The sequence below is a fragment of the Tateyamaria pelophila genome, assembly GCF_019966495.1.
GTDB classification, from domain to species: domain Bacteria; phylum Pseudomonadota; class Alphaproteobacteria; order Rhodobacterales; family Rhodobacteraceae; genus Tateyamaria; species Tateyamaria pelophila.
The window spans coordinates 58,417-81,950 of record NZ_JAIMIA010000006.1 but is presented as its reverse complement, the minus strand read 5'-3'; the positions used below and the strand labels follow the sequence as shown (position 1 = coordinate 81,950).

23 protein-coding genes are annotated in these 23,534 nt (G+C 56.5%); 15 read left to right on the top strand and 8 right to left on the bottom strand.

Annotated features, from left to right (window positions below; translation table 11 throughout):
- Window positions 1-21 precede the first annotated feature (21 nt).
- From LC354_RS03865 to LC354_RS03855, 3 genes are all read right to left on the bottom strand, one after another.
- Window positions 22-1,047 (bottom strand): TRAP transporter substrate-binding protein, encoded by a 1,026-nt coding sequence (locus LC354_RS03865; protein WP_223421527.1) that lies wholly within the window; start codon window positions 1,045-1,047, stop codon window positions 22-24.
- Between the two features lie 26 nt (window positions 1,048-1,073).
- Window positions 1,074-1,898 (bottom strand): putative hydro-lyase, encoded by an 825-nt coding sequence (locus LC354_RS03860; RefSeq protein ID WP_223421526.1) that lies wholly within the window; start codon window positions 1,896-1,898, stop codon window positions 1,074-1,076.
- A 91-nt stretch (window positions 1,899-1,989) separates the two neighbouring features.
- Complete coding sequence (locus LC354_RS03855; RefSeq protein WP_223421525.1) at window positions 1,990-2,868, bottom strand: LysR family transcriptional regulator; 879 nt, start codon at window positions 2,866-2,868, stop codon at window positions 1,990-1,992.
- A 720-nt stretch (window positions 2,869-3,588) separates the two neighbouring features.
- Here LC354_RS03855 and LC354_RS03850 point away from each other — a divergent pair.
- Window positions 3,589-4,209 carry a sulfotransferase family protein gene (locus LC354_RS03850; RefSeq protein WP_223421524.1) on the top strand — a complete coding sequence of 207 codons (621 nt, stop codon included), beginning with the start codon at window positions 3,589-3,591 and terminating at the stop codon, window positions 4,207-4,209.
- Window positions 4,210-4,423: 214 nt separating this feature from the next.
- Here the strand turns inward: LC354_RS03850 and LC354_RS03845 are convergent, their stop codons facing one another.
- Window positions 4,424-5,056: a tyrosine-type recombinase/integrase gene (locus tag LC354_RS03845; RefSeq protein ID WP_223421523.1), complete on the bottom strand. Its 633-nt coding sequence runs from the start codon at window positions 5,054-5,056 to the stop codon at window positions 4,424-4,426.
- Window positions 5,057-5,432: 376 nt separating this feature from the next.
- On the opposite strand from LC354_RS03845, the gene LC354_RS03840 reads away from it, so the two are divergent.
- Entirely contained in the window at window positions 5,433-6,248 is an 816-nt protein-coding gene (locus LC354_RS03840) for a hypothetical protein (protein ID WP_223421522.1), read from the top strand.
- Between the two features lie 515 nt (window positions 6,249-6,763).
- Here the strand turns inward: LC354_RS03840 and LC354_RS03835 are convergent.
- Window positions 6,764-8,179, bottom strand: a complete 1,416-nt coding sequence (locus tag LC354_RS03835) for a preATP grasp domain-containing protein (RefSeq protein WP_223421521.1) — start codon at window positions 8,177-8,179, stop codon at window positions 6,764-6,766.
- A gap of 45 nt (window positions 8,180-8,224) precedes the next feature.
- Here LC354_RS03835 and LC354_RS03830 point away from each other — a divergent pair, with 45 nt between their 5' ends.
- Entirely contained in the window at window positions 8,225-9,103 is an 879-nt protein-coding gene (locus LC354_RS03830) for a class II glutamine amidotransferase (protein ID WP_223421520.1), read from the top strand.
- A gap of 536 nt (window positions 9,104-9,639) precedes the next feature.
- Here the strand turns inward: LC354_RS03830 and LC354_RS03825 are convergent.
- Window positions 9,640-10,104 (bottom strand): Lrp/AsnC family transcriptional regulator, encoded by a 465-nt coding sequence (locus LC354_RS03825; protein WP_223421519.1) that lies wholly within the window; start codon window positions 10,102-10,104, stop codon window positions 9,640-9,642.
- 107 nt (window positions 10,105-10,211) lie between these two features.
- On the opposite strand from LC354_RS03825, the gene LC354_RS03820 reads away from it, so the two are divergent.
- The 10 genes from LC354_RS03820 (at window position 10,212) to LC354_RS03775 (ending at window position 20,771) form a co-directional block, all read left to right on the top strand.
- Window positions 10,212-11,672 (top strand): aminotransferase class V-fold PLP-dependent enzyme, encoded by a 1,461-nt coding sequence (locus LC354_RS03820; RefSeq protein ID WP_223421518.1) that lies wholly within the window; start codon window positions 10,212-10,214, stop codon window positions 11,670-11,672.
- The gene (locus LC354_RS03815; RefSeq protein WP_223421517.1) at window positions 11,669-13,006 is read left to right on the top strand and encodes an MFS transporter; all 1,338 of its coding nucleotides are present in this window, start codon (window positions 11,669-11,671) and stop codon (window positions 13,004-13,006) included. The genes LC354_RS03820 and LC354_RS03815 overlap by 4 nt, the downstream gene beginning before the upstream one ends.
- A 36-nt stretch (window positions 13,007-13,042) precedes the next feature.
- Complete coding sequence (locus tag LC354_RS03810) at window positions 13,043-14,509, top strand: NAD(P)-binding domain-containing protein (protein WP_223421516.1); 1,467 nt, start codon at window positions 13,043-13,045, stop codon at window positions 14,507-14,509.
- Window positions 14,506-14,985 (top strand): hypothetical protein, encoded by a 480-nt coding sequence (locus LC354_RS03805; RefSeq protein WP_223421515.1) that lies wholly within the window; start codon window positions 14,506-14,508, stop codon window positions 14,983-14,985. The genes LC354_RS03810 and LC354_RS03805 overlap by 4 nt, the downstream gene beginning before the upstream one ends.
- A complete protein-coding gene (locus tag LC354_RS03800) occupies window positions 14,982-15,569 on the top strand; it encodes a peroxidase-related enzyme (RefSeq protein WP_223421514.1) in 588 nt (195 codons plus the stop codon). The genes LC354_RS03805 and LC354_RS03800 overlap by 4 nt, the downstream gene beginning before the upstream one ends.
- The gene (locus LC354_RS03795; RefSeq protein WP_223421513.1) at window positions 15,566-16,645 is read left to right on the top strand and encodes an NAD/NADP octopine/nopaline dehydrogenase family protein; all 1,080 of its coding nucleotides are present in this window, start codon (window positions 15,566-15,568) and stop codon (window positions 16,643-16,645) included. Before LC354_RS03800 ends, LC354_RS03795 begins: the two co-directional genes overlap by 4 nt.
- A gap of 72 nt (window positions 16,646-16,717) precedes the next feature.
- Window positions 16,718-17,827, top strand: a complete 1,110-nt coding sequence (locus tag LC354_RS03790; protein ID WP_223421512.1) for an ABC transporter substrate-binding protein — start codon at window positions 16,718-16,720, stop codon at window positions 17,825-17,827.
- 75 nt (window positions 17,828-17,902) lie between these two features.
- Window positions 17,903-18,889 carry an ABC transporter permease gene (locus LC354_RS03785; RefSeq protein WP_223421511.1) on the top strand — a complete coding sequence of 329 codons (987 nt, stop codon included), beginning with the start codon at window positions 17,903-17,905 and terminating at the stop codon, window positions 18,887-18,889.
- 14 nt (window positions 18,890-18,903) lie between these two features.
- On the top strand, window positions 18,904-19,695 hold the full coding sequence (locus tag LC354_RS03780; protein ID WP_223421542.1) for an ABC transporter permease: 792 nt from the start codon (window positions 18,904-18,906) through the stop codon (window positions 19,693-19,695).
- Window positions 19,692-20,771 (top strand): ABC transporter ATP-binding protein, encoded by a 1,080-nt coding sequence (locus LC354_RS03775; protein ID WP_223421510.1) that lies wholly within the window; start codon window positions 19,692-19,694, stop codon window positions 20,769-20,771. Before LC354_RS03780 ends, LC354_RS03775 begins: the two co-directional genes overlap by 4 nt.
- Before the next feature lie 853 nt (window positions 20,772-21,624).
- Here the strand turns inward: LC354_RS03775 and LC354_RS03770 are convergent.
- Both LC354_RS03770 and LC354_RS03765 read right to left on the bottom strand, forming a co-directional pair.
- Complete coding sequence (locus LC354_RS03770) at window positions 21,625-21,819, bottom strand: hypothetical protein (RefSeq protein WP_223421509.1); 195 nt, start codon at window positions 21,817-21,819, stop codon at window positions 21,625-21,627.
- Window positions 21,820-21,998: 179 nt separating this feature from the next.
- Window positions 21,999-22,283: a hypothetical protein gene (locus tag LC354_RS03765; RefSeq protein WP_223421508.1), complete on the bottom strand. Its 285-nt coding sequence runs from the start codon at window positions 22,281-22,283 to the stop codon at window positions 21,999-22,001.
- Between the two features lie 174 nt (window positions 22,284-22,457).
- Between LC354_RS03765 and LC354_RS03760 the strand changes: the two genes are divergently transcribed.
- Window positions 22,458-23,051: a recombinase family protein gene (locus LC354_RS03760; protein ID WP_223421507.1), complete on the top strand. Its 594-nt coding sequence runs from the start codon at window positions 22,458-22,460 to the stop codon at window positions 23,049-23,051.
- Window positions 23,048-23,527, top strand: a complete 480-nt coding sequence (locus LC354_RS03755; protein WP_223421506.1) for a hypothetical protein — start codon at window positions 23,048-23,050, stop codon at window positions 23,525-23,527. The genes LC354_RS03760 and LC354_RS03755 overlap by 4 nt, the downstream gene beginning before the upstream one ends.
- Window positions 23,528-23,534: the final 7 nt, after the last annotated feature.

The following is a 23,534-nucleotide window of genomic DNA, read 5'->3' as shown; positions in this document are numbered from 1 at the left end:
TACGTCCCTTGGCCCTTGGATTTACTTGATCTCGACGCCGACAACCTTGCCAACGCTGTCGTTCCAGCGCGCGGCCCATTCACCACCGGCACGCTCGGCCCATTCGGGCAGAACTTCGGATGTCAGGATGTCCCGCGCACGGGCGAAATCCGCATCGCTTACGGAGACCAGTGTCATCGACCGCGCGTCACCCGATGGGCAGTCACCGTTGCCTGTGAGGCATGCAATGTCATTGACTAAGGCGTCCTGCGCGCTGGCCCATGCGAGGTCCTCAAAGCCGGTCTTGATCTGATCGGTGAGCAGCGCCTGGTTTTCAGCGGACATATCGTTCCATTTGTCGAGGTTGATCGCCGTCACAACCGAATCCCAGCCACCGAGCGGGATCGGCAGAAGGTGCGTGGACACTTCCCACCATCCCGCGGAATAGCCCGAGCCAGCACCGGTAACGGCACAATCAACGACGCCTTTTTGCAATGCACCGGGCACTTCAGAGAAGGACACATTCACCCCCTCGGCTCCCAATGCTTCCAGCAGCTTGGCGGTCATCCGGCCAGAGGCGCGGACCTTGAGCCCTTCCAGATCGGCAAGGCTGGAAATCTCCGCGTTACAAAAAACAACCTGCGGCGGATAAGGTGCGATGGCCAGAACGTGGCTGTTGAAACGGTCGCGGTAGATGTCGGAGACCATGGGGCGCGCGGCATCGACCATGGCGCGGGCTTCATCTGCCGTCAGCGCGATCAGCGGCACATCGAGGCCTTCCAGCTCTGGCGCGTCGGACACGGCATAGTCGGCAACTGTCATCGCCACGTCATAGACGCCTTGCCCCAGCAACGGATAGATATCGCCCAGTCCAAGGCTCATCTGGTTGTGCGTGGTCAGTTCGATGTTGAAATCACCCGCGGCGGGCAGAGTTGTGCCCCAGAACGGCGCTTCGTATTGGTTGTGCAGCGGCAGGCTGGACCAGCTGCCGACAACGGATAGGTCTTCGGCAAAGGCTGGGGCGGCAAGGGCGGTCGTTGCGGCCAGAATGGCAAGCGTCTGTTTCATAGGATTTATCTCCTTGTTGGATTGCTTCAGGGTCTTGTTAGGATTGTTGTCTCAGCGTCTTCGGCCACATCCGCGATCAGCATGTGACCGGGCGAATGGGTGATGCAGATCGGCAGACCTGCATTCAAGAGCACGTTTTGCGGTGTCACACCACAAGCCCAATAGACAGGCACCTCGCCCGCATTGATGTCGACGGCGTCTCCCCAATCAGGCTGTGCAAGATCGGGGATGCCGATTTGGGCAGGATCGCCAAAGGCAATCGGTGCGCCATGTGCTTGGGGATAGCGACGGCTGATTTCGCGGGCTTGATCGACCTGCGCTTCTGGGATCGGGCGCATGGTGACAACCATCTTGCCGCTAAACCGTCCCGCTGGGACAAGCTCAATGTTGGTCCTGAACATCGGAACATTCAGACCCTTTTCGATGTGACGCACTGAAATGCCGCTGCGCAGCAGTGCGTTTTCAAAAGTAAACGAACACCCCAAGGCAACAGTGACAAAGTCATCGCGCCAGACATCGGAAATATTCGTGACCTCATCGCTCAGCGCCCCATCGCGAAACACACGGTACTTCGAAACATCGCAGCGGATATCAATGTTATGCCCCAGTGTCGGCAAACTCGGATCGCCGCTATCCCCCACCCCCACGATGGGGCATGGCTTGGGATTGCGTTGGCAAAACCGCAAGAAGTCCAAGGCAAATTCTTCCGGCAAGATCGCAAGGTTGCATTGCAGCTTTCCGGCTGCCAGCCCCGCTGTGTGACCGGCATAGGACCCGCAGCGAATGGCGGCTCTGACGTCAGCCGCCGAACGACCAACCAAGTCGGAATGTGAGACGGATCTAGATGTCATGCAAACTCCCCCAAAGTTGGGGAGACCATCACACGGAGGTGCCTGCCAATCAAATTATCAATTTATATCGCTTATGATAGATTTTTTGAATTCACTGAAAGTGTGTGCCGTCCCATTTTTCCGCCACTACGCGCGCAATTTGCGCACTGTTTTCAGTAAGAAAGCTGCGCGGCTCTGATAGATAGGACGCCGTGAACGACAGCGGCTGCGGACGAAACCCCGGATCAAACTCAACAATTTGCCCCGCCTCAAGAAAATTATTGGCTAGCGCCCTTGGGTATGGTCCGACAGCGATTCCCGCCGCAATCATCTTCAAGCTTGCCGATAGGGACGCAGACGCATAGACCCGCACTTTCGGCCCAATCCGACGTGACAGTTCAGACATCAATTCGCGGTGAGGTCTGGTCTTGCTTGAATAAGAAATGATCGGAATTTCCCCCAGATCGGTCTGAGGGTTTGTGGTTGAGCGGTACCAATGCAGGTCGAAAGACGGCAAGGTCACGTTCTCAACGGAAAACTCGGAAACGGGCCCCATAAGCAAGGCAAGGTCTAGCTTTCTCTCCAAAAGCTCCTCGCGCAAATTCAATGAAATGTCGACCGTTAAATCAACATTTACGCGTGGGTATTGCTCGCTGAACGCCTTTAGGAAATCTGGCAACCATGCTTGTGCAATCGTCTCGGCGGCACCGACACGAAACAGGCCTTCTGCCTCTGACGGATTGGCGACGCGCTGTTTGATTTCTTCTTCGACGAACAACATCTGCTCGGCATAAGACAACAGCAACGTCCCTTGTTTTGTTAGCACAAGTTCGCCCGAACCTCGCTCAAACAACGGGGCGCGCAGTTCATGTTCCAAATTCGAGATGCGGGTGGAGACTGCCGGTTGGGACAGATTTAGCCGGTCTGCCGCCTTACGAAAGCCGCCCAGTCGCGCCACCCACAAGAAAGTTTTGATCTGATCAAATGTCATGCTCCATTTATAGAATGGATCACTTCGACGCCAAAACTATAAAATTCAATTTTGCATAGGGCTGGAGATCAAGTGCGGATATCGCGCCTTTGAAAGCAACCCGACAAAAGAGCATAACCCCCTTTCTGGCTGAGCGGTCATTCACCCGGGCGTCGTCAAATTCCGCTTCGTCCCGCACACTGTGAGTTCAGTTATGTGCGTGTTTCGCAGATGCAGCGAACGGCAGGTTCGACGGGCCGCATTGCAGCATAAAACATGTCCGGCGAGAGGCAGGTAAGGGCCGGTCGCAACAGGTTGGATTTTCTGTTCATGCGAAATGCTGCGGGACGGCATTTGGTAAAGAGGGCTCTGAACCGCCGTCCGCCGCAGGATGCACGAAGGTCCGCAGTGGGCCGCTCGTGTCGTCGCGCCGAGGCCAAGATGAGCAGATGCTGCGCCGCATCCGATGGCGGCTGAGAGATGGGATGGTTGCCGCCCTCCCCAGACGGCATCGCAATGTGCCATAGATGTGGTCGTACACTGCCACGATATAGAGAGAGCACGGCAAGATGATTGATACAATGATCGGTGTGGATTTGGCAAAGAATGTCTTTCAGCTCCATGGGGCGTCGCTGACAGGGGAGGTCATGCGCGAGCGCGGTTGGTTAGGATTACATTTTGCAAAACAAACTGCTCACGTTAGACTTCGCTTTATGAGCTAGTGCTAAAGGGTATGTGAAGATGACGATTGAAGTGATCGGCGCGGGTTGGGGACGGACGGCAACGAACTCTCTCAAACTGGGTCTTGAAAAGCTTGGCTTTGGCGTCTGCCATCATATGTGGGAGGTTGCCAACGATCAGGAACGATTGGTTCCACTTTGGAATGCTGCACTCGATGGAAATCCGGACTGGCATTCGATATTCGACGGCAACAGTTCTGCCGTTGACTGGCCGGTGGCAGGATACTGGCAGGAATTGGCGGAGTTTTTTCCGGAAGCCAAAGTCATTCTGACGACCCGTACACCTGAGAGTTGGTACGCAAGCATCTCGGAAACAATTCTCAAAGTTATCGACGATCCTGAACAAGCGCCTGAGCCTGCCCGCCCTGTGTCTCGTATGGCCAAACGTGCAGTCACTCGCAGCATCGGCAGTGATTGGTCGGCGGAAGCGCTAATGGGGCGATTTCGGGAGCACGAGGAGCGGGTGAGAACCAGCTTGGCTCCAGAGCGCCTTTTGGTCTTTGACCCCAGAGACGGCTGGGAGCCAATATGCGATTTTCTCGATGTACCAGCACCATCAGAACCATTTCCGCGCAGCAATCACCGGGAAGAGTTCTTTGCAAACATGGACGATATCCAGTGATTTGAGGAACGGCACCTAGTCTATGGTGTCAGCATTCCATTCGAAGCGGTCTTGGTAGTTCGTAAAGCAAATGACTCCATGTCCGCAGATTGTGAGTTCGCCCATCTCAGATTTTGCAGTAGCAGCGAATGTCAGGTCTGATGAGCCGAACCGCAGCATCTCAAAGGGTTGCTGGAGTTCGGCTTTGGGCCGTCCGTGAAAACGGCCCACGCCTTTAGATTTCGATTGCTTCGGCGATAGCCAGCGCATCTTCAAGTTCTACGCCAAGGTATCTTACAGTGCTGTCCATCTTGGTGTGGCCCAACAACAGCTGGACTGCCCGAAGGTTGCCCGTCTTCTTGTAGATTTGGGTCACCTTCGTTCGCCGCATCGAGTGCGTGCCATAGGCGCTGGCCTCCAGACCGATGGATGTCACCCAGTCACGGACAATACGCGCATACTGGCGGGTCGAGATGTGAAGCCGTTCGTGAAACCACCCAGGCCAGAGGTATTCGGATCCAATCATCAGAGGCTCCCGGATCCACCTTGCGAGCGATGCACGTGTGCCTTTAGAGATTTCGAAGCGCACAGGTTTCTGGGTCTTGCTCTGCAGAACTGACGCGCGTTCCTTGATTTGACCTGACGCCATGACATCGACCACCTTCATCTTCACCAGATCGCAGCCGCGCAGCTTGCTGTCGATCGCAAGATTGAAAAGGGCTAGATCACGATGGTTCTCGGCCAGCTCCAGCCGCACCCTGATCGCCCAGACGTGTTTGGGCTTGAGCGGCCTCTTCTGGCCGACGATTCGGCCTTTGTTCCAGGCGGGACGCAGTGCGCGAATGGCAGGTAAGTTTGGTGTTTGCATGACAGTTCCTCCGATCCACCATGCCCTCCCACATCGACAACCCGACGTTGACAAGGCATCATATCATAAGATGCTGCGCTGAATCCGAGGTCGGCAGTGAGCCCAGACTTACGAATGCTGCGCATCTCACGAATGTCGGCGACCAATCCGTGCAACCATCGCGGCAAAGGTTCGCAGATCAGTCATGCACCGGTTTTCGACTTGGCCAGCAGTCCAGGCCACTCAGCCAACGGGTGGCCTGATACTCAGGCAGCGGCATTTGATTTTTATCGGATTTTTTGGTATGGATGTCATGTTGGGTCAGGTTGTTCTTACATTAGATGTCCCGTGCAGCCTGCGGTTCGCGGACATATCATAACGTTCGGAAGGACAAGCTATGCTCCACGTTATCAGCCGTATTTTCAGCGTCATTTTCATATCGGTTGCTTGTACCATGTCTCACGTGGGGCCTGCACTTTCTCAATCGGGGCCGCCCACAATCGTGTCCTTCAAGGTGGAAAAGACGTTCCGCGATGGCCACACTTGGCTGACCTTTTCTTGGGACACGCGCAACGTCATCCGCGTGATCTTGCTTGAAGGCGGGCGGGAAATGGAATCGCGCACACAACTGAGCGATGGCAGTTTTGGCTGGCCCGCGAAAATGCCACCTGCTTTCAGTATCCGCACGAACAGCGGAAATTTCACCCTTCGCGTCGAAAATCAGCTCGGGCGTGTCGAGGCGACTGCAAGTTACAGGGACGGCACCTGCTTCGCTTGGCTGACACCCCCGGGAACCCATTGGTCGCGCTGCAGGGTTGGCGGTGTGATAGCAACGAACCTCTCTACGGTCCCCGGGCCAGAACCTACGAGTTGCAAGGCTGTCGGCACGGTTAGCTCGAGCTTGAACTTTGTGGCAAGGGTTCCGAATAACCCTTTCAATCCCGCCGCTGGCGTCACGGTTCACAGGCTGGACACGGTCTGGTTTCGTGCGGCGGGTCAGGGCGATTTCCGGCGTGCGAACCTCTCCGGACGTGGCAATACACGCAAATTCACACTCAACGGCCTGCGCAGCGGCACGACCTACGAAGTGACTTTGGGCACTGTCTGGCGTCCGAATCCCCGCATCGTGCGCTTCAATTGCCCGTCCGCGCAAGGTCGGCATGATGTGCGCGTTCCGCGACTGCACAGCGTCGGCTTTAGCGACGATTCCTGAATTGACGTCTGATCGCACGCCCGGTCTAGGGTCGGACAATCTTCCTTGCCAGTGCTACACCAGCGAAACGGATTAGACGGTCCGACGGCAGTAATGCGCAGATAGAGTACCTGCGGCCATCGATTTCGAATGGCAGAAAAGTCCGCACACCGACGATAAAGCCGTCAAAATGCTGCGCTCTGCACGAATGGCAGCAATGACGGGCTGCACCGCAGCATCTTGAGTAGCTCTTGGAGGTCGGCTGTGGGCCGTGCCTGCCGGGGTAGTGCGACTGATCTAGAAAACATGCTGCGACCGATCTAATGGCGGCGACGAGCCCAAAGCGGCTGGATAGAAATCTCAACCTTTGCTCATGCAGCAGGCTAAATGCATTTAGCAATCCGATCGCTAGGCCGCAACGCTGCCGTGCAAGCGGCCATTCGATGGTGATGCGCTGCATTCTGGATAAAGTATGACCAAGTTGCAGACTTTTTTGGCGTTCGAAAAAATCTCAAACGAGCCTAGGAACGCAACTTCTATTCCTGAACTCTCCGCATTGCTTCATTCAGGATTTCATCAGAGCCAACTTGGGTCTGAGACAAAGAAAGCAGATTTATGCGCGCACCATTGTAGTCTTCAGGCGGAGACATCACGACTATACCTTCTTTGTCATGGCCGACGCGAAACAATATATCACCAAGACGACGCAAAAGTTCCTTTGTTTGCATCTGACTACCGGAGCGTAGTTCCTGAACAATGGAGATGGCCGGAGCGGGCTGACGTGCGTAAAGAGCACCTGCGACTGTCATCGGGATAGAGACTCCGCCCCAACGCCCGTTACATTCGATCCAGTGGATTTCGTCGGCCCAGTCAGCGGCGCGGACGATCACTGCGTCAAGGCTACACCTTCCGAAATACCCCAGTCGTTGAAAGATGCTAGCAATACGTGAGGCCTCAGCGCTCATCCTGCTTTGTAAGGCTTGAGGCAAGGTCGATCGCGCCGCTCCTACAAAAGCAGCCATGCTGTCTCGGACACGTTGTTCGAAGATACCCTCGACGACAGGCGGCCCATCCTTAACATGCGGCACCCAGATCTGGGCAGAAGGGCTGCACGTAACATTTTCATCCCAAATCCCTACAAGTATCGGGTATTTGTCCTGCCATCCGAACGCATGAAGACGATGCAGCAGGAACTGCCTCAGTTCATTGAGGCTTTTCTCCCGAACCGTTGCACTTTCGAGGCGCAGATTTCCTGCTGAGCCCGCGCTATCAGGCACCTTAACAACAACCTCATTACCCGCTTTACTGATACGCTTTACCAACCCTGCTGCTGCTGCCGGGCCATATGCTGCGCGCGTGGGGGGCGTTGCATGATTGCCCAGAATACGGCGGGCAACCTGTCCGAACCAAAGCTTGTCATTGACCCGTTTCGCCAGTCTCGGTGAGGGGCCGCAGACATGGATGCAGCATTTGGTTGCCTCGCTTAGGGTTTGGGCTAAGCGCCAACTGTGACCAGTCGTCAAATAAGGTTTCAATGTCATTCCGCCCGATCTTTGTGCAGTGTCTGCGAGTGTTTCGAGCAACTTGGGGGTGGTGCTTGCCTGCTGGATTACCGGGCGGACATCATCAGAGCGTCCATGCAGATATATAACATCTTCCTGCCCCAAAATATTTGCAAGATAAGCTTCAAAGTCGGGCACCTGTTGGCGGACCAAAACGCAGTCACCGGGTTTCGCTAGCAAAGCCATGCGATAGTCGAGCCGTGATCCCTGCGCTGACGCAAGAAGCGCGATTTCGGACTGATCCCCGATAAGCAAAGACGGTCCGTCACCCATGCCTTGTGCAACACGCGGTCCAAAATCCAGCGAAGACAGCAAAGCGGGTTCACTTTCAAGCAGTTCCGCAACAAGCCTTTGATCCGAACAATCCATGGATGAGAAAGTGACAGCCATAAGTCAATTTGGAACAAAATTACTCCAAAGCATTTGATCTCGATCATGCCTGAACATGAAAAAATCCCTTATTTAGAGCCGAGACAGGAGAAACAATCGATGTGCCGACTCTATGCTATGCACGCTAACGAACCCACGAAGGTTGAATGCAGCCTCGTAAAATCACAAAACGCGCTGATGGCACAAAGCAAAGGTGATATGCAGGGATATGCGCACGGTCACGGTTGGGGGGTCGCCGACTACCCGAATGGTAGTCCGATGGTTGAAAAACAAGTCTGGGCCGCCTTCCATGGTGAGCATTTCAGTCGAAAGGCAGCACGTGTTTATGCACGGACAGTCGTGGCACATGTGCGGCGGGCTACGGTGGGAGGGACCAGTATAGAAAACACACATCCTTTCCATCATGGCCGGTGGATATTCGCCCATAATGGGACGGTCCCGAATTTTGATCAGGTCCGGGCAAAGATGCTGGATCATATTGACCCTCTGCACAGATCCGAAATCAAAGGTACAACGGATAGCGAGCACATTTTTCGCTATCTTCTGGGCCTGTTTTTGCAGCACCCTGAACGCGGTCTATTTAAGACTGCGAAGCTAGGGCTTGAGCAGATTCTTACGTGGTGTGCTGAAGTTGACCCCGACGCACGTGTTGGGCTGAACATCATCCTAACAGACGGGGAGCATATGATCGGTTCCTGCTTGAACCGATCGCTTTTCTATCTCGTGCGCGATCATACTTACAACTGTCCGATCTGCGGTCAGGCACATGTGCACCATGATCCAAAATGTTCTTATCTTGCCGCTGAAATCGCATCCGAACCTATCACGCATGGGGAACATTGGTATCAGGTTCCCAACGGGACCATGTTTCGGGTTGGTGAAGATTATCGCCTTGATATCGAACCTTTACGAATTCCGAAATAGCTTGAGAGGGAATTGGACCCGACTCTTCCGACCATTGCGAACGGCCGCTTTATGGAAATCATGCCGCAGTTCCGCACTCGTTCCAGCAAATTGAGTGCGCCTCATGGTCACTTGCCGCTGCAATAGCGATCGGCGGTTTTGTCCGCGATCTGTGAGTTCGCCGTCAGCTCGATTTCGCGTCCGCAGCGAAAGTCCGAAATGACGGGCCGCATCGCAGCGGTGGCATGGTGCGGTGAATGGCTGCAATGGGCCGTCCACGACAGCGGCCTGTGATCCCTCTACCGGATTTGCTGCGACCGATCTAACGGCGGTAGAGAGCCCAAAGCACGCAACGCTGCAATATGCTCCAAGGTATGAAATCAGTTGCAATGCGGTCATTCGAGGAAGGGTTTTGCGTCTGCGCATGATGAATAGTTGCGATCGCAATGTGTCTTCATCGATTTGGCGCAATTATTGTTCAAGCTGTGTTGATATTTTGTCCGCCCGATTTCAAGCTTCGCTTTGGGCTGCTCGCGAGGGCGGCATAGTAGCTGAAGTCAAAAAAGCCGGATAGGGCGCTGTTCCTCTATGGCTTCCATCGAAAAATAGGATGTGACCGTTTCAAGCTCGACCCCTTCGATAAGGCGCTTATAAACGCGGTCATAGCTGGCCATGTCCTTGGTCGCGATCTTCAGCAGATAATCGTATTCGCCCCCGATGCGGAAAAAATCAATGACTTCAGGGATAGCAGAGATGTGGCTGCGGAAGTGCTTGAGCCAATCTGCAGAGTGGTGTCGCGTTTTGACCATCACAAAAACAATCAAGCCAACGCCAAGCTGCGCGCGGTCTAGCACAACCGTTCGATTGCGGATCACACCGCTGGCTTCGAGCGCCTTCAGACGCCGCCAACACGCATTTTGCGACAGTCCAACTTTTTCGCTGAGGGCGCGCTGGGACTGCGCCGAGTCGCGTTGGAGCTCTGCAAGGATTTTGAAATCGATTTGATCCAGTTTTGTAGCCATTATTCTATCATATGATAGGATAATTGAAAGTAAAGCGCATCAATTTGGTGAAAATTTTGGTCGACAGCGTGTCACAGTAAGAAGATTAATCGAGTTTCGGAGGTAGCATGCAACCCCTTGACGGCTTCAGTCGATCCCTGCGACGTGATGATGTGGTGGATTGGGTCAGCTCCGGATTGATTGGCGACGGGATCGAGATTGACGGACCTTTTGGGCCGAAACCTCTTGTGTATGCAGACTACGTTGCGTCCGGTCGTGCGCTGGACCAGGTCGAAGATTTCATCCGACATAATGTCCTGCCGTACTATGCCAACAGCCACACGCAAGCGTCATATTGCGGATCGTATGTGACGCGACTGCGCGAGGCTGCGCGGAGTGAAGTCGCACGTATGACTGGCGCGGGGGCTGGTGATAGCGTGGTGTTCACCGGGTCGGGATCGACGGCGGCCATCAACCGGATCGTCGCTTTGCTGGATATCGTCCGTCTTGTCGCGCAAGACCGTCGCGTCAGCGTTTTGGTCGGACCGTACGAGCACCACTCGAATCTATTGCCGTGGCGCGAGAGCGGCGCGACTGTGACGGAAATCCCAGAGGGCGACAGCGGTGGGCCTTGCCTTGACGCGTTGGGGTGCGCTTTGGATGAAGCTGCGGGCGCAGATTTGACTGTCGGCGCTTTCTCCGCGGCGTCGAACGTGACTGGTATCGTGACGGATGTTGACGCCGTAACGCGCTTGCTAAAGTCGCGCGGTGCATTGGCCGTATGGGACTACGGATGCGGCGCGCCGTATATGTCTATGGATATGAAGTCAGGGACGGATGCGGCCAAGGATGCTATCGTGTTTTCTCCGCACAAGTTTCCCGGTGGCCCGGGGGCAAGTGGCGTGATGATTGTTCGAAACGCGGTTGTCTCGCGGTGCACACCGTCGCTGCCCGGTGGTGGCACGGTCAGTTTTGTCTCACCTTGGGGACACACCTATTCAGACCGGATTGCGGCGCGCGAAGAGGCTGGCACACCGAACGTCATCGGGGATATTCGCGTGGCACTGGCGATGCTGGTCAAGGAAGCTTTGGGTCAGGAATGGCTGGATGCGCGGCAAAAGCAATTGCGACGGCGCGCCGAAGACATTTGGTCATGCAATCCAAGGCTGGACATGCTGGGAACGGTGCAATCCGGCGCGCTGCCGATCTTTTCGTTCCGCGTGCGTGACGGGCATGGAGGTCATATCCATCAGCAATTGTTTACCCGTCTCCTTAGCGACGTGGCAGGCATTCAAGCACGCGGCGGATGTGCTTGCGCGGGGTCCTACGCGCATCGGTTGCTGCATCTGGACCAAGCGCAGTCGCAACGCCTTGAACGCGCCATTTCCGAAGGGTGCGAACTTGAAAAACCCGGTTGGGTGCGGCTTAATTTATCGGCGTTGATGACCGACGAGAAGGCGGATCATGTGATTCAGGCGGTTGATGCGCTTGCGTTCTCTGCATCCGACTATCATTCTTGTTACCGTGCCGATCCCGCCACAGCGCGGTTCTTTCCGGTGGACGCAACCCAGGAGACGCTCGCTTCATGACCAGCCCGTTGGCCAACCCAAACTTCCGGTGGTTGTTCGGCGCGCAAATCTGTTCGCTTGTAGGGGTCGGCCTGTTGACCGTCGCCTTGTCGCTGGCTGCCTTCCGGATTGGCGGGGCCGAGGCCGCTGGTCAGGTGCTGGGTCTTCTGTTTGCCCTGAAGATGATCGCGTATGTTGGCCTTGCGCCGCTGGCTGAAAGCCTGTTGGCCGGGGTGTCGCGCAAAGTGGCGTTGGTGTCATTGGATATCGGACGCATGCTGCTTTTGCTGCCAATGGCGTTGACCACGAACATCTGGGTTATCGCCGGTCTGTCCTTCGTGTTCTTTGCCCTGTCCGCTGGGTTTACCCCATTGTATCAGTCGACTATTCCCGACGTGGTGGCAGAGGAAGACGTTTACGTCCGTGCTTTGTCATGGTCGCGGATTGCCTACACGTTGGAAGCGGTGCTCAGTCCGGTGATCGCGGGCCTGCTGCTGACAGCCCTTGCCGGAGAGTCGCTGTTTCTTGTCGCGTCGGTCGCGTTTGCGGGATCGATAGGGGCGATCCTCTTTGCCCGGATACCGCCGCATGGCCTTGAGACGACCAAGACGCCTTTCTGGCAGCGTGTATCGAAGGGCGTGTCGATCTATGTCAGGACACCCCGGCTTAGAGGGCTGTTTCTGTTTAACTTTGCGCTGTCTTTGGCGATGGGTTGGGTGCTTGTGAACAGCGTTGTTTATGCCGGTGCACGGCTTGGGTCATCCGAGACGTACTTTCCCGTGCTCATGGGCTTTTACGGTTTGGGTGCGGCTATTGGTGCGGTGTTCGTGCCAAGGTTGGTCAAACGGCTGCAAGAACGCCGCGTGATGAGCGGTGGCGCGTTCCTGTTTGCCGTGGTCGGCGTTGTGTTTGCCTTGCTGCCCAACCCGCCACTTTCAGCGTTGGCAGTCGTCTGGGTTGGCTTTGGTCTGGCCTCATCACTTGTCCTGACGCCCGGCGGTGTGGTCATCACGCGCTCTGCGCAGAAAGCTGACCGTGCGGCGGTGTTTGCCGCGCAGTTCTCGCTTAGCCACGCAGGTTGGCTTGTGGCCTATCCGCTTGCCGGTTGGATGGCGACATGGGTGTCGCTCGAGATGGCTATGCTTATACTGTCGCTGGCATGTGCGACAATGACGATGGTCACGCTTCGGGTCTGGCCCGCGAATGATCCGCTTGAACGCGCGCATTCACATCCCGAGTTGCCTGCCGATCATCCGCATCTCCGCGAAACCAAAACTTCGGGACCGAACCATCAGCATGTTCATCCTTACCGCATTGATGATTTGCATCCGCACTGGTCCAATGGGGCCGCGTGATGCCGAATCGAAACTCCAAAAAACGGGATTGACCTGATGACTTTGCATGAAATTCCGCAATTTGACGACCTGGGTCTTCCGGGCCTTGAAGCGCAAGTAAAGGCGAACCTCGATTGTCTGCTCTATCCGGGCAAAGACTGGGTGCCGGAACAAGACGGGGTGGCTGACATCGTCATCATCGGCGGCGGTATGTGCGGCACGCTTGCGTGGTTTTCCCTGAAGACCGGAGGCATGCACAATGTGCGTGTCCTGGACCGTGCCCCCGAAGGCCGCGAGGGGCCGTGGCTGACCTATGCACGGATGGAGACGTTGCGCTCTCCTAAGACGCTGACCGGGCCGGCCTTTGGTCATGGCGCACTGACCTTTCAGGCATGGTATCGCGCCCAATATGGTGCCGCAAAGTGGGACGCGCTTGATAAAATTCCGCGGCCGATGTGGATGGAATACCTGCAATGGTATCGCGATACTCTGGGCGTGCCGGTGGAAAATAACGTGTCAGTGGATCACGTGGAACCCGAAGGCGATTTGTTGCGGCTTACTGTGACGGGGGCAGACACGGACACCATCCAGTGCCGCAAGCTGATCTTTGCCACAGGGCGCGACGGGACGGGCGGCCCGAACATTCCCGGCTTCGTAAAAGGCTTGCCGCGCGCTCTTTGGGCGCACAGCGCGGATGACATTGACTTTACCGCGCTCAAGGACAAGCGCGTGGCGGTGATTGGTGTAGGCGCATCCGCGGTCGACAATGCCGCCGAGGCGTTGGAACACGGCGCGCGTGAGGTCCGGCATCTGGTGCGGCGTGCGGACATGCCGACGATCAACAAGATGATGGGGATCGGCAGTTTCGGTTTTACCGCAGGTTATGCGTCCCTGCCGGATGAATGGCGCTGGCGGTTCATGCAGTATTCCTTTGCCACGCAAACGCCACCGCCGCACGGATCAACCCTGCGCGTCAGCCGCCATGAAAATGCGTATTTCCACTTTGGCAAGGAAACGATTCGCATCGAACAGCGTGGTGCGGGTGCCGAGATATTTTTTGCCGATGGCACATCCTATTACGCCGACTTCGTCATCCTTGGCACCGGGTTTGTGATTGACCCGATGGCGCGCACCGAATTTGGCGATACTGCGGGCAACATCCTGCTGTGGGAGGACGTCTACACGCCGCCGACAGACGAAAAGAACGCGGATCTGGGACGCTTTCCCTACCTCAACCCGGATTTCACGTTCCGTGAGAAAGAGCCAGGCACCGCGCCGTGGCTGAACAATGTGTATTGCTTCAATTACGGTGCCTCGGCGAGCCTTGGCAAAGTCAGCGGTGACATTCCGGGCATCAGCGACGGGGCGGCATGGCTTGCCCGCGAAGTCGCAGCGAAACTGTATGCAGAAGATGTCGAAACCCATTGGCAGGCCATGCAAGACTACGACAAACCCGAACTGCTGGGCCACGAATGGGAACCGACCGAGCTTCCTCAGGACGACCAGAAGGGCAAGGTTGCATGAGCCTTTTCGAGACGACAACGCTCTTGGCGGCAGGGGCAAAAGGGGGCGGACAGATCGCAGATGCGGCCCAGACCCGCGCCAACATCTTTGAGATGACGCAAGCGGCAGAGGACGCGGTTCTGCGGCCCAAAGACTGTGGCGCTTTTCCGCATGATCTGCGCGCGGCGCTCGCAGCCCGTATCGCGGCGCGGGCGAAGGATATGGAGCTGGCTCAACGATATGCGCAGGCTGCCGGTGCGCGTACTGATATCAGCTATCCGGCGCAGAACGGTGGTACGGATGATGCGGTGCTGGTCGCCTTTGTCGACAAGGTGGCAGGCGCAACGAAAGACATTGCGGCGGACGACATTGCCCAACTGCAAAATGCGGGCGTTAGCGACGCTGACATCGTGCGCCTGTGCGAATTGGTGGCGTTTGTGGCCTATCAGGTCCGCGTTGTTGCGGGTTTGCGGCTAATGCAAGGGACCAAAACATGAGCCGCATCGTCCACAAATTCACACGCCGGGTGCCGGAATGGCGACCGCGTGTGACGCCGGTAAACCTTGATGAGGCCACGCCAGAACAGCTTGATGCGCTGAAAGTCACGCCGTCCAACACCAAAGTGTCGGCCTATGTTCTGACGCTCGCGCATGACGTGGAAAGCCTTTCTGTCCGTTCGCCACTGTTCAACGCCATCATGTATGACGAAGGCGGCATGTCGCGTGCCGAGCGCGAGCTGGGGGCGATTGCGGCCTCCATGGTCAACCGCTGCATCTACTGCGCAGCGGTACATGCCGACAGGCACGCCAAGTTGGAAAAAAGCACAGACGTCACGGACAAGCTTTTTACGCAAGGCACGGACGCTGACCTGTCGCCGCGCGACGCTGCGATTTTTACCTTTGCGCGGAAACTGTCCGAAGGCGTCCCTAGCGCCAGCGCTGACGACATGGCTGCGCTGCGTGAGGCTGGGCTGACAGACGAAGAGATCTTGGACCTGATCCTGTCATCTTCACTTTTTGGCTGGGCCAATCGGTTGATGCACGTCCTAGGGGATCCAGTCCGAACGGAGGACACTGTATGATCGGTATGAAGGTTGGTATTGCGGGGGCAGGGTCCATCGCGTTGGGGACGGCGGCGCTTTTGGCGGATCAGGGCCATGATCCGATGCTATGGTCGCCCTCGGGTGCGGGAACTGCAGGTCTTGAAGGTGGGGTCACGGCGGAAGGTGCGCTTGACCTGAAATTCTCACCCCGCATCGCAGCCTCGGCGGAAGATCTCGTGTCGGAAAACGATGTTCTGATCATCGCCTTGCCGGGGTACGGCCACAAGACTGTCATGGATGCACTGGCCCCGCATATCCGCGACGGCCAGCACGTGATTGTGTCGTCACACGCGTCGATGGGGGCGGTGTATCTGATGCATCTGCTGAAAGCGCGCAACGTGTCAGCCCCGATTACCGCGTGGGGGACAACAGTCGTCACTGGACGGCGGCAAGACGGGCCGGTGGTGCGGGTCAACACCGTGCGCAGCCGGGTGGATTTATGCACCGTGCCGGGTACCGCATCCGACGCAGCACTGGCCCTGTGCCAAAACCTGTTCGGGGATCGGTTCCAACCGCGTGACGGTCTGCTGGCGATTTCGTTATCAAACCTAAACCCGCAGAACCATCTGGGCATTGCGCTTGGCAACATCACCCGCATGGAACGCGGAGAGGTCTGGAGCCAAGGGCAAAACGTGACACCCAAGGTGGGACGGCTGCTGGAAAAACTGGACCTTGAGCGTTTGGCCATCGCAGAGGTTTTGGGCCTGTCCGTGAAAACCATCTTTGAGCATTTCCACCTAAGCTTTCACGTCCCCGTGGCGTCGATTTCAGAGATGAACCAGCAGATGCATGCACAGGGAAATGGCGGCACTGGTCCTGCGACCGCTGACAGCCGTTACGTGACCGAAGACGTGCCATATGGCCTGCAACTGACCGCTGTTCTTGGCCGTCTGGTCGACCGGCCTGCGGTTTTGCATGAAGCCGGGATCGAGATGTTCTCGGCCATGTACGACCGCGATTTCGCACGGGAAAACGAATTGCTGACTGCGCTTGATCTAGAGCGTTACAGCCTTAACGACTTGCAGCAGGCTGCCCGTACCGGGCTGTTGGGCTAGACAGTTGACCTAGCGTCGTGAACACTAAGCGTACGGAAACAAAACAATAAACAACGACAAGGAGATGACGACATGACCAAGCTTTTGATGAACCGCCGCCGTTTCATCGGCACAACCGCACTTGCAGGCGCCGCGGTGGCAAGCCCGGCCTATCTGCGCCGCGCGTCTGCGCAGGGCAGTGGTGAGGTGAACATCTGGACCTACAACGATTTTGTACCCGAAAGCTTCAAGGAACAGTTCGAATCCGAAACCGGCATCAAGGTGAACGTGCGTCTGGTGGACGATCAGGGCAAACAGTTCAACCTGCTTGCCGCTGAACAGCCGAACCCGACCGTCGACATCATGACAGTCGCAGGACACCGCTTCTTGCAATTCATCGACAGCGAATTGCTGGCACCGCTCGACACCAGCCGCCTGACCAACTGGGGCAACATCAACCCTACTTTCTCGGAAAGCGATTGGTCCACGATCAATGGCGAAAAATGGGGCGCGCCGATCCTGTCAGGGATGGAGGTTCTGTCTTACAACACTGAACTCGTCTCGCAGGAAGAAGCGATGACTTGGAACACGCTTTTCTCAGAAAAGTATTCCGGTCAGACCGCGTATATCATTCAGGATATGATGTCGATCGTGATGCTGAAGTTGGGCTACGATGGCAACATGGTCGAATACATGGACGACCCGGAAAAGGCTGCTGCGATCGTGGAAGAGGCCAAGCAATTCCTGATTGATCACAAGCCTTTGGTTCGCAAGTACTATGACAGCGGTGCAGAATTCCAGCAGATGATGGTCAACCAGGACATCGCCCTTGGCCATAGCTGGAACGGGCCAGCAGCGGCGCTGATCAATGACGGTTTCCCGCTTGCCATGACGATCCCGAACGAAGGCTCTTACGGCTTTGTTTACACGTACAACGTCGCCAACAACGCGCCGAATGTGGACAACGCCTACACCTTCCTTGACGCGATCCTTGCCTCGCCCGAAATCGGTGCGGCAATGACAAAGGCGTCCGGCTTTATCTCGACCTACAAAGACGCGTCGAACTATCTGACCGATCTCGAAAAGAAATCGACGTCGTTCCCGGAAGAGCAACTGGCAAACCTCCAGTTCTTCCGCGCAGAGGCGAACGAGATGAAGTACGGTCTTGTTGATCCAGCGGTCGAGGCAGTCAAAGCCGCCTGATCCGCGCCACTCAAAGGCCCGCCGCGCGTCGTGGCGGGCCGACACTGATACCCCGCCGAGAAAGGTATATGTCAGATGACTTATGACGCATCCGTGCGAAAAGACCGTGATGGCCATACTGCGCCGTCGGGTGATCGTCCGTTTTGGGGGCGGGTCGCCAATTGGGGTCCGTATCGCGCATTCTCGGCTATTTTGACGGCGTCGCCGCGCAGGCAGTTTATCATCCTTGCTGCGTTCCCGATCCTCTGGCTTCTGACGCAGCATCTTGGACCGATGCTTCAGATGCTGCGCGTGTCTTTGATTGACGCCTATCCTGTGGCACCGGGCACACCGCAAGCGTTCACCTTCGACAATTACATGCGGTTTTTCGGAGATCGCATTTTCTGGCAGCCGTTCTTTCGCACCCTGACCTTTGCTGCGGTGTTCACCTTCTGCACGCTGATCCTAACCTATCCGGTCGCTTATTTCCTTGCCCGCCACGTCAGCCGCAAGAACCAGATGCTGATGCTGTTGCTGCTGCTGATCCCGTTCTGGGTTGGGGAAATTGTGCGCACCTATGCGATCATGATCCTGCTGGGCAACACGGGCGCTGTGAACCTTGCTCTTAAATGGCTGGGGCTGATCGACCGGCCTATTCCCTTCATGTATACCAGCTTTTCGATGGGGATTGGTATCGTCTACCTGACCGCGCTTTACATGCTGCTGCCGCTTTATTCAGCGCTTGAAAAACTGCCGCAGAGCATGAACGAAGCCGCCGCAGATCTTGGAGCAGGCGCCTGGACCCGGTTCCGGCGCATATCGCTGCCCTTGACCATCGAAGGCATCTCATCGGGGTGCATTTTGGTGTTTCTGATCTCAACAGGGTTCTACGCAACGCCGGTGCTGCTGGGTGGACCATCAACAACGGTCTTTGCAGAGACCATTGCAGGCTTCTTCCATGTCGCGGGCGACGAATGGCCAACGGGCGCGGCCTTTGCCGTCATCATGTTCGCCGCTGCTTTGGTTATCACCGGCGTCTTTCAGAAAGTGATGAACATGCTCCGCAAAGGAGACACGAAATGAACCGCCGGGTTGAACTGAACCGTGGCAATCGCATCTTTCTGGCCTGCGTGTACTGGGCGTTTGTCTTGTACGTCTTTGTGCCCCTCATTTTGATGATTGTAATGGGGTTCAAGGACAGCAAGTTCATCGGCTTTCCGATCCGGTCCTGGACACTGGATTGGTACACAGGCGTATTTTCCGATGCAGAGGTGCTGTACACCTTCGGCTATTCCGTTGTCATCGCTATCCTGTCGACACTCATTTCCGTTATCGTCGGAACATGGATCGCGGTGCTGTTGGAAGGCCGTAAATTCTGGGGCCGCGCGGTGACGTTTGGACTGATGGTCCTGCCCGCATTGGTGCCGGGGATCATTTCCGCCATCGCGTTCCGCATCTACGCCCGCATGCTGGGGATCGAGCCGGGTATGGGCGCGATTATCTGGGCCCACGCCGTACATAACGTGCCGTTTGTAACACTGGTCGTGATGGCGCGACTGTCGACCTTGCCCAAAAGCCAGATCGAAGCGGCGCGTGATCTGGGCGCTGACCCGCTGATGGCGTTCATGCGGATTACATTGCCGTATCTCGTCCCTGCGATCTTGGGTGCCAGCGTGTTTTGCCTGCTGCTGAGCTTTGACGATTTTGTGCGGTCCTTCTTCCTTGGAGGATACGAGCCGACACTGCCAGTGCTTATCTTCGCAATGTTGCGGTCCGGCATGTCGCCTGAAATCAATGCGATTGCCACGGTGGCGCTTGTGCTGACCGCCGCCATCGGCATTTGGGCCGAACGGTTTACCCGCCGCGCTAACAAGGAGAGTCAGACATGACGTCACCGCTTGTCCACATCGACGGAATATCCAAACGCTTCGGGGATGCGGTCGCACTGGAGAACCTGTCGCTAGATATCGCAGAAGGCGAATTCGTGACGTTCCTTGGCCCGTCGGGCTGCGGCAAATCCACGACTCTGCGCATCCTTGGCGGGTTTGAGCGCCCCGACACCGGGCGCGTGATCCTCGACGGAGAGGACGTCACAAACCAACCGCCCGAAAGACGCCATGTGAATATGGTGTTTCAGGATTATGCACTTTTTCCGCACATGACCGTGCAGCAGAACATCTCGTTTGCGTTGGAACTTAAGGGCATGGACAAATCCGCGATCAAGCGGCGGCTGGACGAGATCACGTCGTTCCTTGAACTTGACGGTTTCGGGGATCGCTACCCCGGTCAGCTGTCGGGCGGGCAACGACAGCGTGTGGCACTGGCGCGGGCATTGGCCCCGGACCCGGCGCTTTTGCTACTGGACGAACCACTCGGCGCGCTGGACGCCAAGCTGCGCGGACAGGTGCAGCGCGAACTGAAATCCATTCAGCGTCAGACCCATAAGACGTTCTTTTTTGTCACCCACGATCAGGAAGAGGCCCTGACGATGTCGGACAGGATCGTCGTGATGAACAAAGGCCGCGTCGAACAGGATGGCACACCTGAAGACCTGTATTTCCACCCGCAAAGCCGGTTTGTGGCTGAATTTATTGGTGAGACAAACCTGCTTTCCGGCAAGATGCGCGGCGTCGACGGTGAGGCGGTTGTCATGGACTGGTTCGGACAGACGCTTCGCGGCCATGCCCCATCTGGTGTTCCCACAGAAGGCGCATCAATCACGGCCTCTGTCAGGCTGGAAAAGCTTGGCTTTCACAAGGCGCGCCCTGATTTGCCCAATGCGGTGCAGGGCCATGTGGTCAGCAAGACGTTCCTTGGCAGTCGCATGGCCGTGGATATGGTCGTGGATCAGACCGATGGGGCAAAACTGCGGGCTTTTGTGGATGCCGACACCGGACACTCCATCGGCGATGACCCGATCTGGGCGGCGTGGGACAGCGACAGCATGGCGGTCTTGCGAGACTAAAAGCTCAGGGCATCTGCAACTGGACCTAAAGCCAGGGTGTTAGTGGGCTTTGCGATACATCGATTGCAATGAAAGCCGAGGATAAATAGTAGAAAACTTTACCTCCAAACGCGCTGGTTTTCAGGCAGCAGAGTGCCCAATGACGGCCGGTGCTTCTCGCTCAGAGTTTTAACCAGTGAAGGCGCACAGACCTTTGCAGTCAAACGTGAAGGTCTGAAACGCCATCTATAGCCGCCATTGACGCAGCCGCAGCGAAAGCACGCTTTGTCCGGAGTCTGTGACTTCGAGCGATGCTAGGCTTTGCTCATGCAGCGAACGGCAGGTTCGACGGGCCGCATCGCAGCAAAAAACTTGTCCGACCAGCGGCAGGTAAGGGCCGAAAATGACGGCGGCGATGGGACCAATTGGCTTAAGTTTTCCTCGTTGCCGTAAGTTGCCTTCGATCCCGCCGCCGCCGCTATCCGCCGCAGCTTTTGCCTGCTTGGATTGGTGGGCAAGCTATCGTTCCGTACGAGCAGTAAACGCAGCTGTAGCCGGTCAATCACCCCAACCACTGACGGACGAATAATGGGCCTCTAGTCCTGCCTTTGCTCAGAACCTCGCATCGCATTAAACGCAGCGCCGCCCTCGGGGTTGTAAACTATCCTGAAGTCCTTGGCCCCACGAACACCGCACCCGCTGCACCGCACCCGCTCAACAACATCGGTAACAGTCTCAGGCGGGTTATCACAGGCCAGCAGGTGAGACACCCTGACAGGCGCATTCCGCCCGCAGCCGCATTCCATCCAGATCACATGCTGGGGTATTGTTGTGAGCCGCGTTCCGCCGCGTTTGAGTTGTGTGACCATAGGCGCTATTCTGTTCCGCTAAGCTTTTCCATCGCGTCTGCCACCCGCCGCAGTGTGATGTTGTTCTCAGCGCCAATCAAGGCGGCCAAAGCGATCTCCGTTGATATCCCGCTCCCCGGCGTGGTCAGGGCCAGTTCCTGGGCGTGTCGGATCAGTTCTCTGGCCAGCTGCTCTCGGGCCGATGTGTGTTTTGGTGCCATTGGTTTCTTACCTTCTGGGTTTTGTATTCCTTGTAACGGAGCGCAGCAACGCTACAAGCACATGCAGAGGTAACGCCACGCAAGGGCTGATGGAGTACGGAATTGGTACGAGTTGGCCCAAGGGGCCCGAAGCTGCATATTTGGGCTTCTGAGAGAACACGCCGAGAACAAAACCCGCCCTATTCCAGCAAACCAAAGTCATCATCCCCAATGATTTCCAACTTCAGAATGGTTGCTTCTGTCTCCACTAAAAACCGATCAATGCTACCCAACTCCGCCTCAGCGGCTTGACGGTTAAACCGCTTAGACTTCCGGGTGATAAGCTGCGCCCGAACAAACTGGCCTTCCTTACTCGCTTCTCCGGATACGATCATCGCCTTCAATTCCGCCTCTCTGGTCTTGAGCACCTTAACTTGCTCCCGAATTTTCTGAATCTCATCGACGGGGTGCAGATTGGACGACATGGTATTCTCTCCCTTTCCATGTCATCAAACCATAGCCCTGTATGCAGTCACAACGAGTTCATTTTGGGTATACCCAAAGCGGCGCGGCGCATGAACACCAACCGCCGTGGAATACCTGTTCATTTTGGGCCTATTTTGATATATTGAACACATATCGTCATAGGCACACCCAAAATGAACAGATCGAGCCCCAAAATCGGCTATGCCCGAACATCTACCGTCGATCAGAACCTCGATGCCCAAATCGAGGCGCTGACAGCCGCAGGATGTGGGATGGTGCGCCAGGAACAGCGCAGTGGGGCCACGCTTGAGGGTCGTCCCGAGCTGAAGACGATCCTCGACTTCATCCATCCAGGTGAAACCCTGATGGTCACACGGATCGACCGCCTGGCCCGCTCTATGCAGGATCTTCAGGCCATTGTCGCCAGGCTGAAGGAAAAGGGTGCCCATCTGGCGGCCACCGAGCAGCCCGTGGATACCTCCACGGCGACGGGCAAAGCATTCTTCGACATGCTTGGCGTCTTTGCGGAGTTTGAGACCAACCTCCGCCGCGAGCGGCAGACCGAAGGGATCAAGGCCGCCAAACGCAAAGGCGTCTATCGGGGTCGCCCGCCCAAAATCGATATGGCGGCCATTCAGACCAAACTCGGTGCTGGCCTCTCCCCAACGGAAATTGCCCGCGAGATGGGGATCTCGCGCGGGACTGTCTATAAAGCAAAGGCTGAAATGCTGGCTGTCAACGAGACCACAGAGGTGCCAACTGCATGAAGAAGCCCCCGCGCAAGCGAAAGCCGTCCGCGTCCAAGGCGCCTGCGCAAACACAGGTCAAGGTGCCACCACCACGTAACCTGACCCCAGCGCTTTGCGATCAGCTACGCCGGGACATGATGAAGGCATGCCTCGCCGTGGCAGAAACCCACGGGCTGACAGTCGAAGGGGGCGATCTCGCGGATATCGACCTGCGCCACAGTTTTGAGATCAGCTTCCGCGTCGGCATCCCGCAGGAGGACGGCGCGATCTATTCCCCGGACAAGGCCATGTTCGAGGTTCTTGCACCTCATTTTGGGCTGGAGCCGTCAGACTACGGCCGCACATTCCGCTCGAAGGATGAGCTGTTCCGCATCGTCGCCATCAATCCCAACAGGCCGAAATATCCGGTCAGTGCTGAACGCGTGTCGGATGGGCGGGGCTTCAAGTTCCCCGCCGAAAACGTCGTCATGTACCTGCAGCATTCAGGCGCATAGCTCGTAC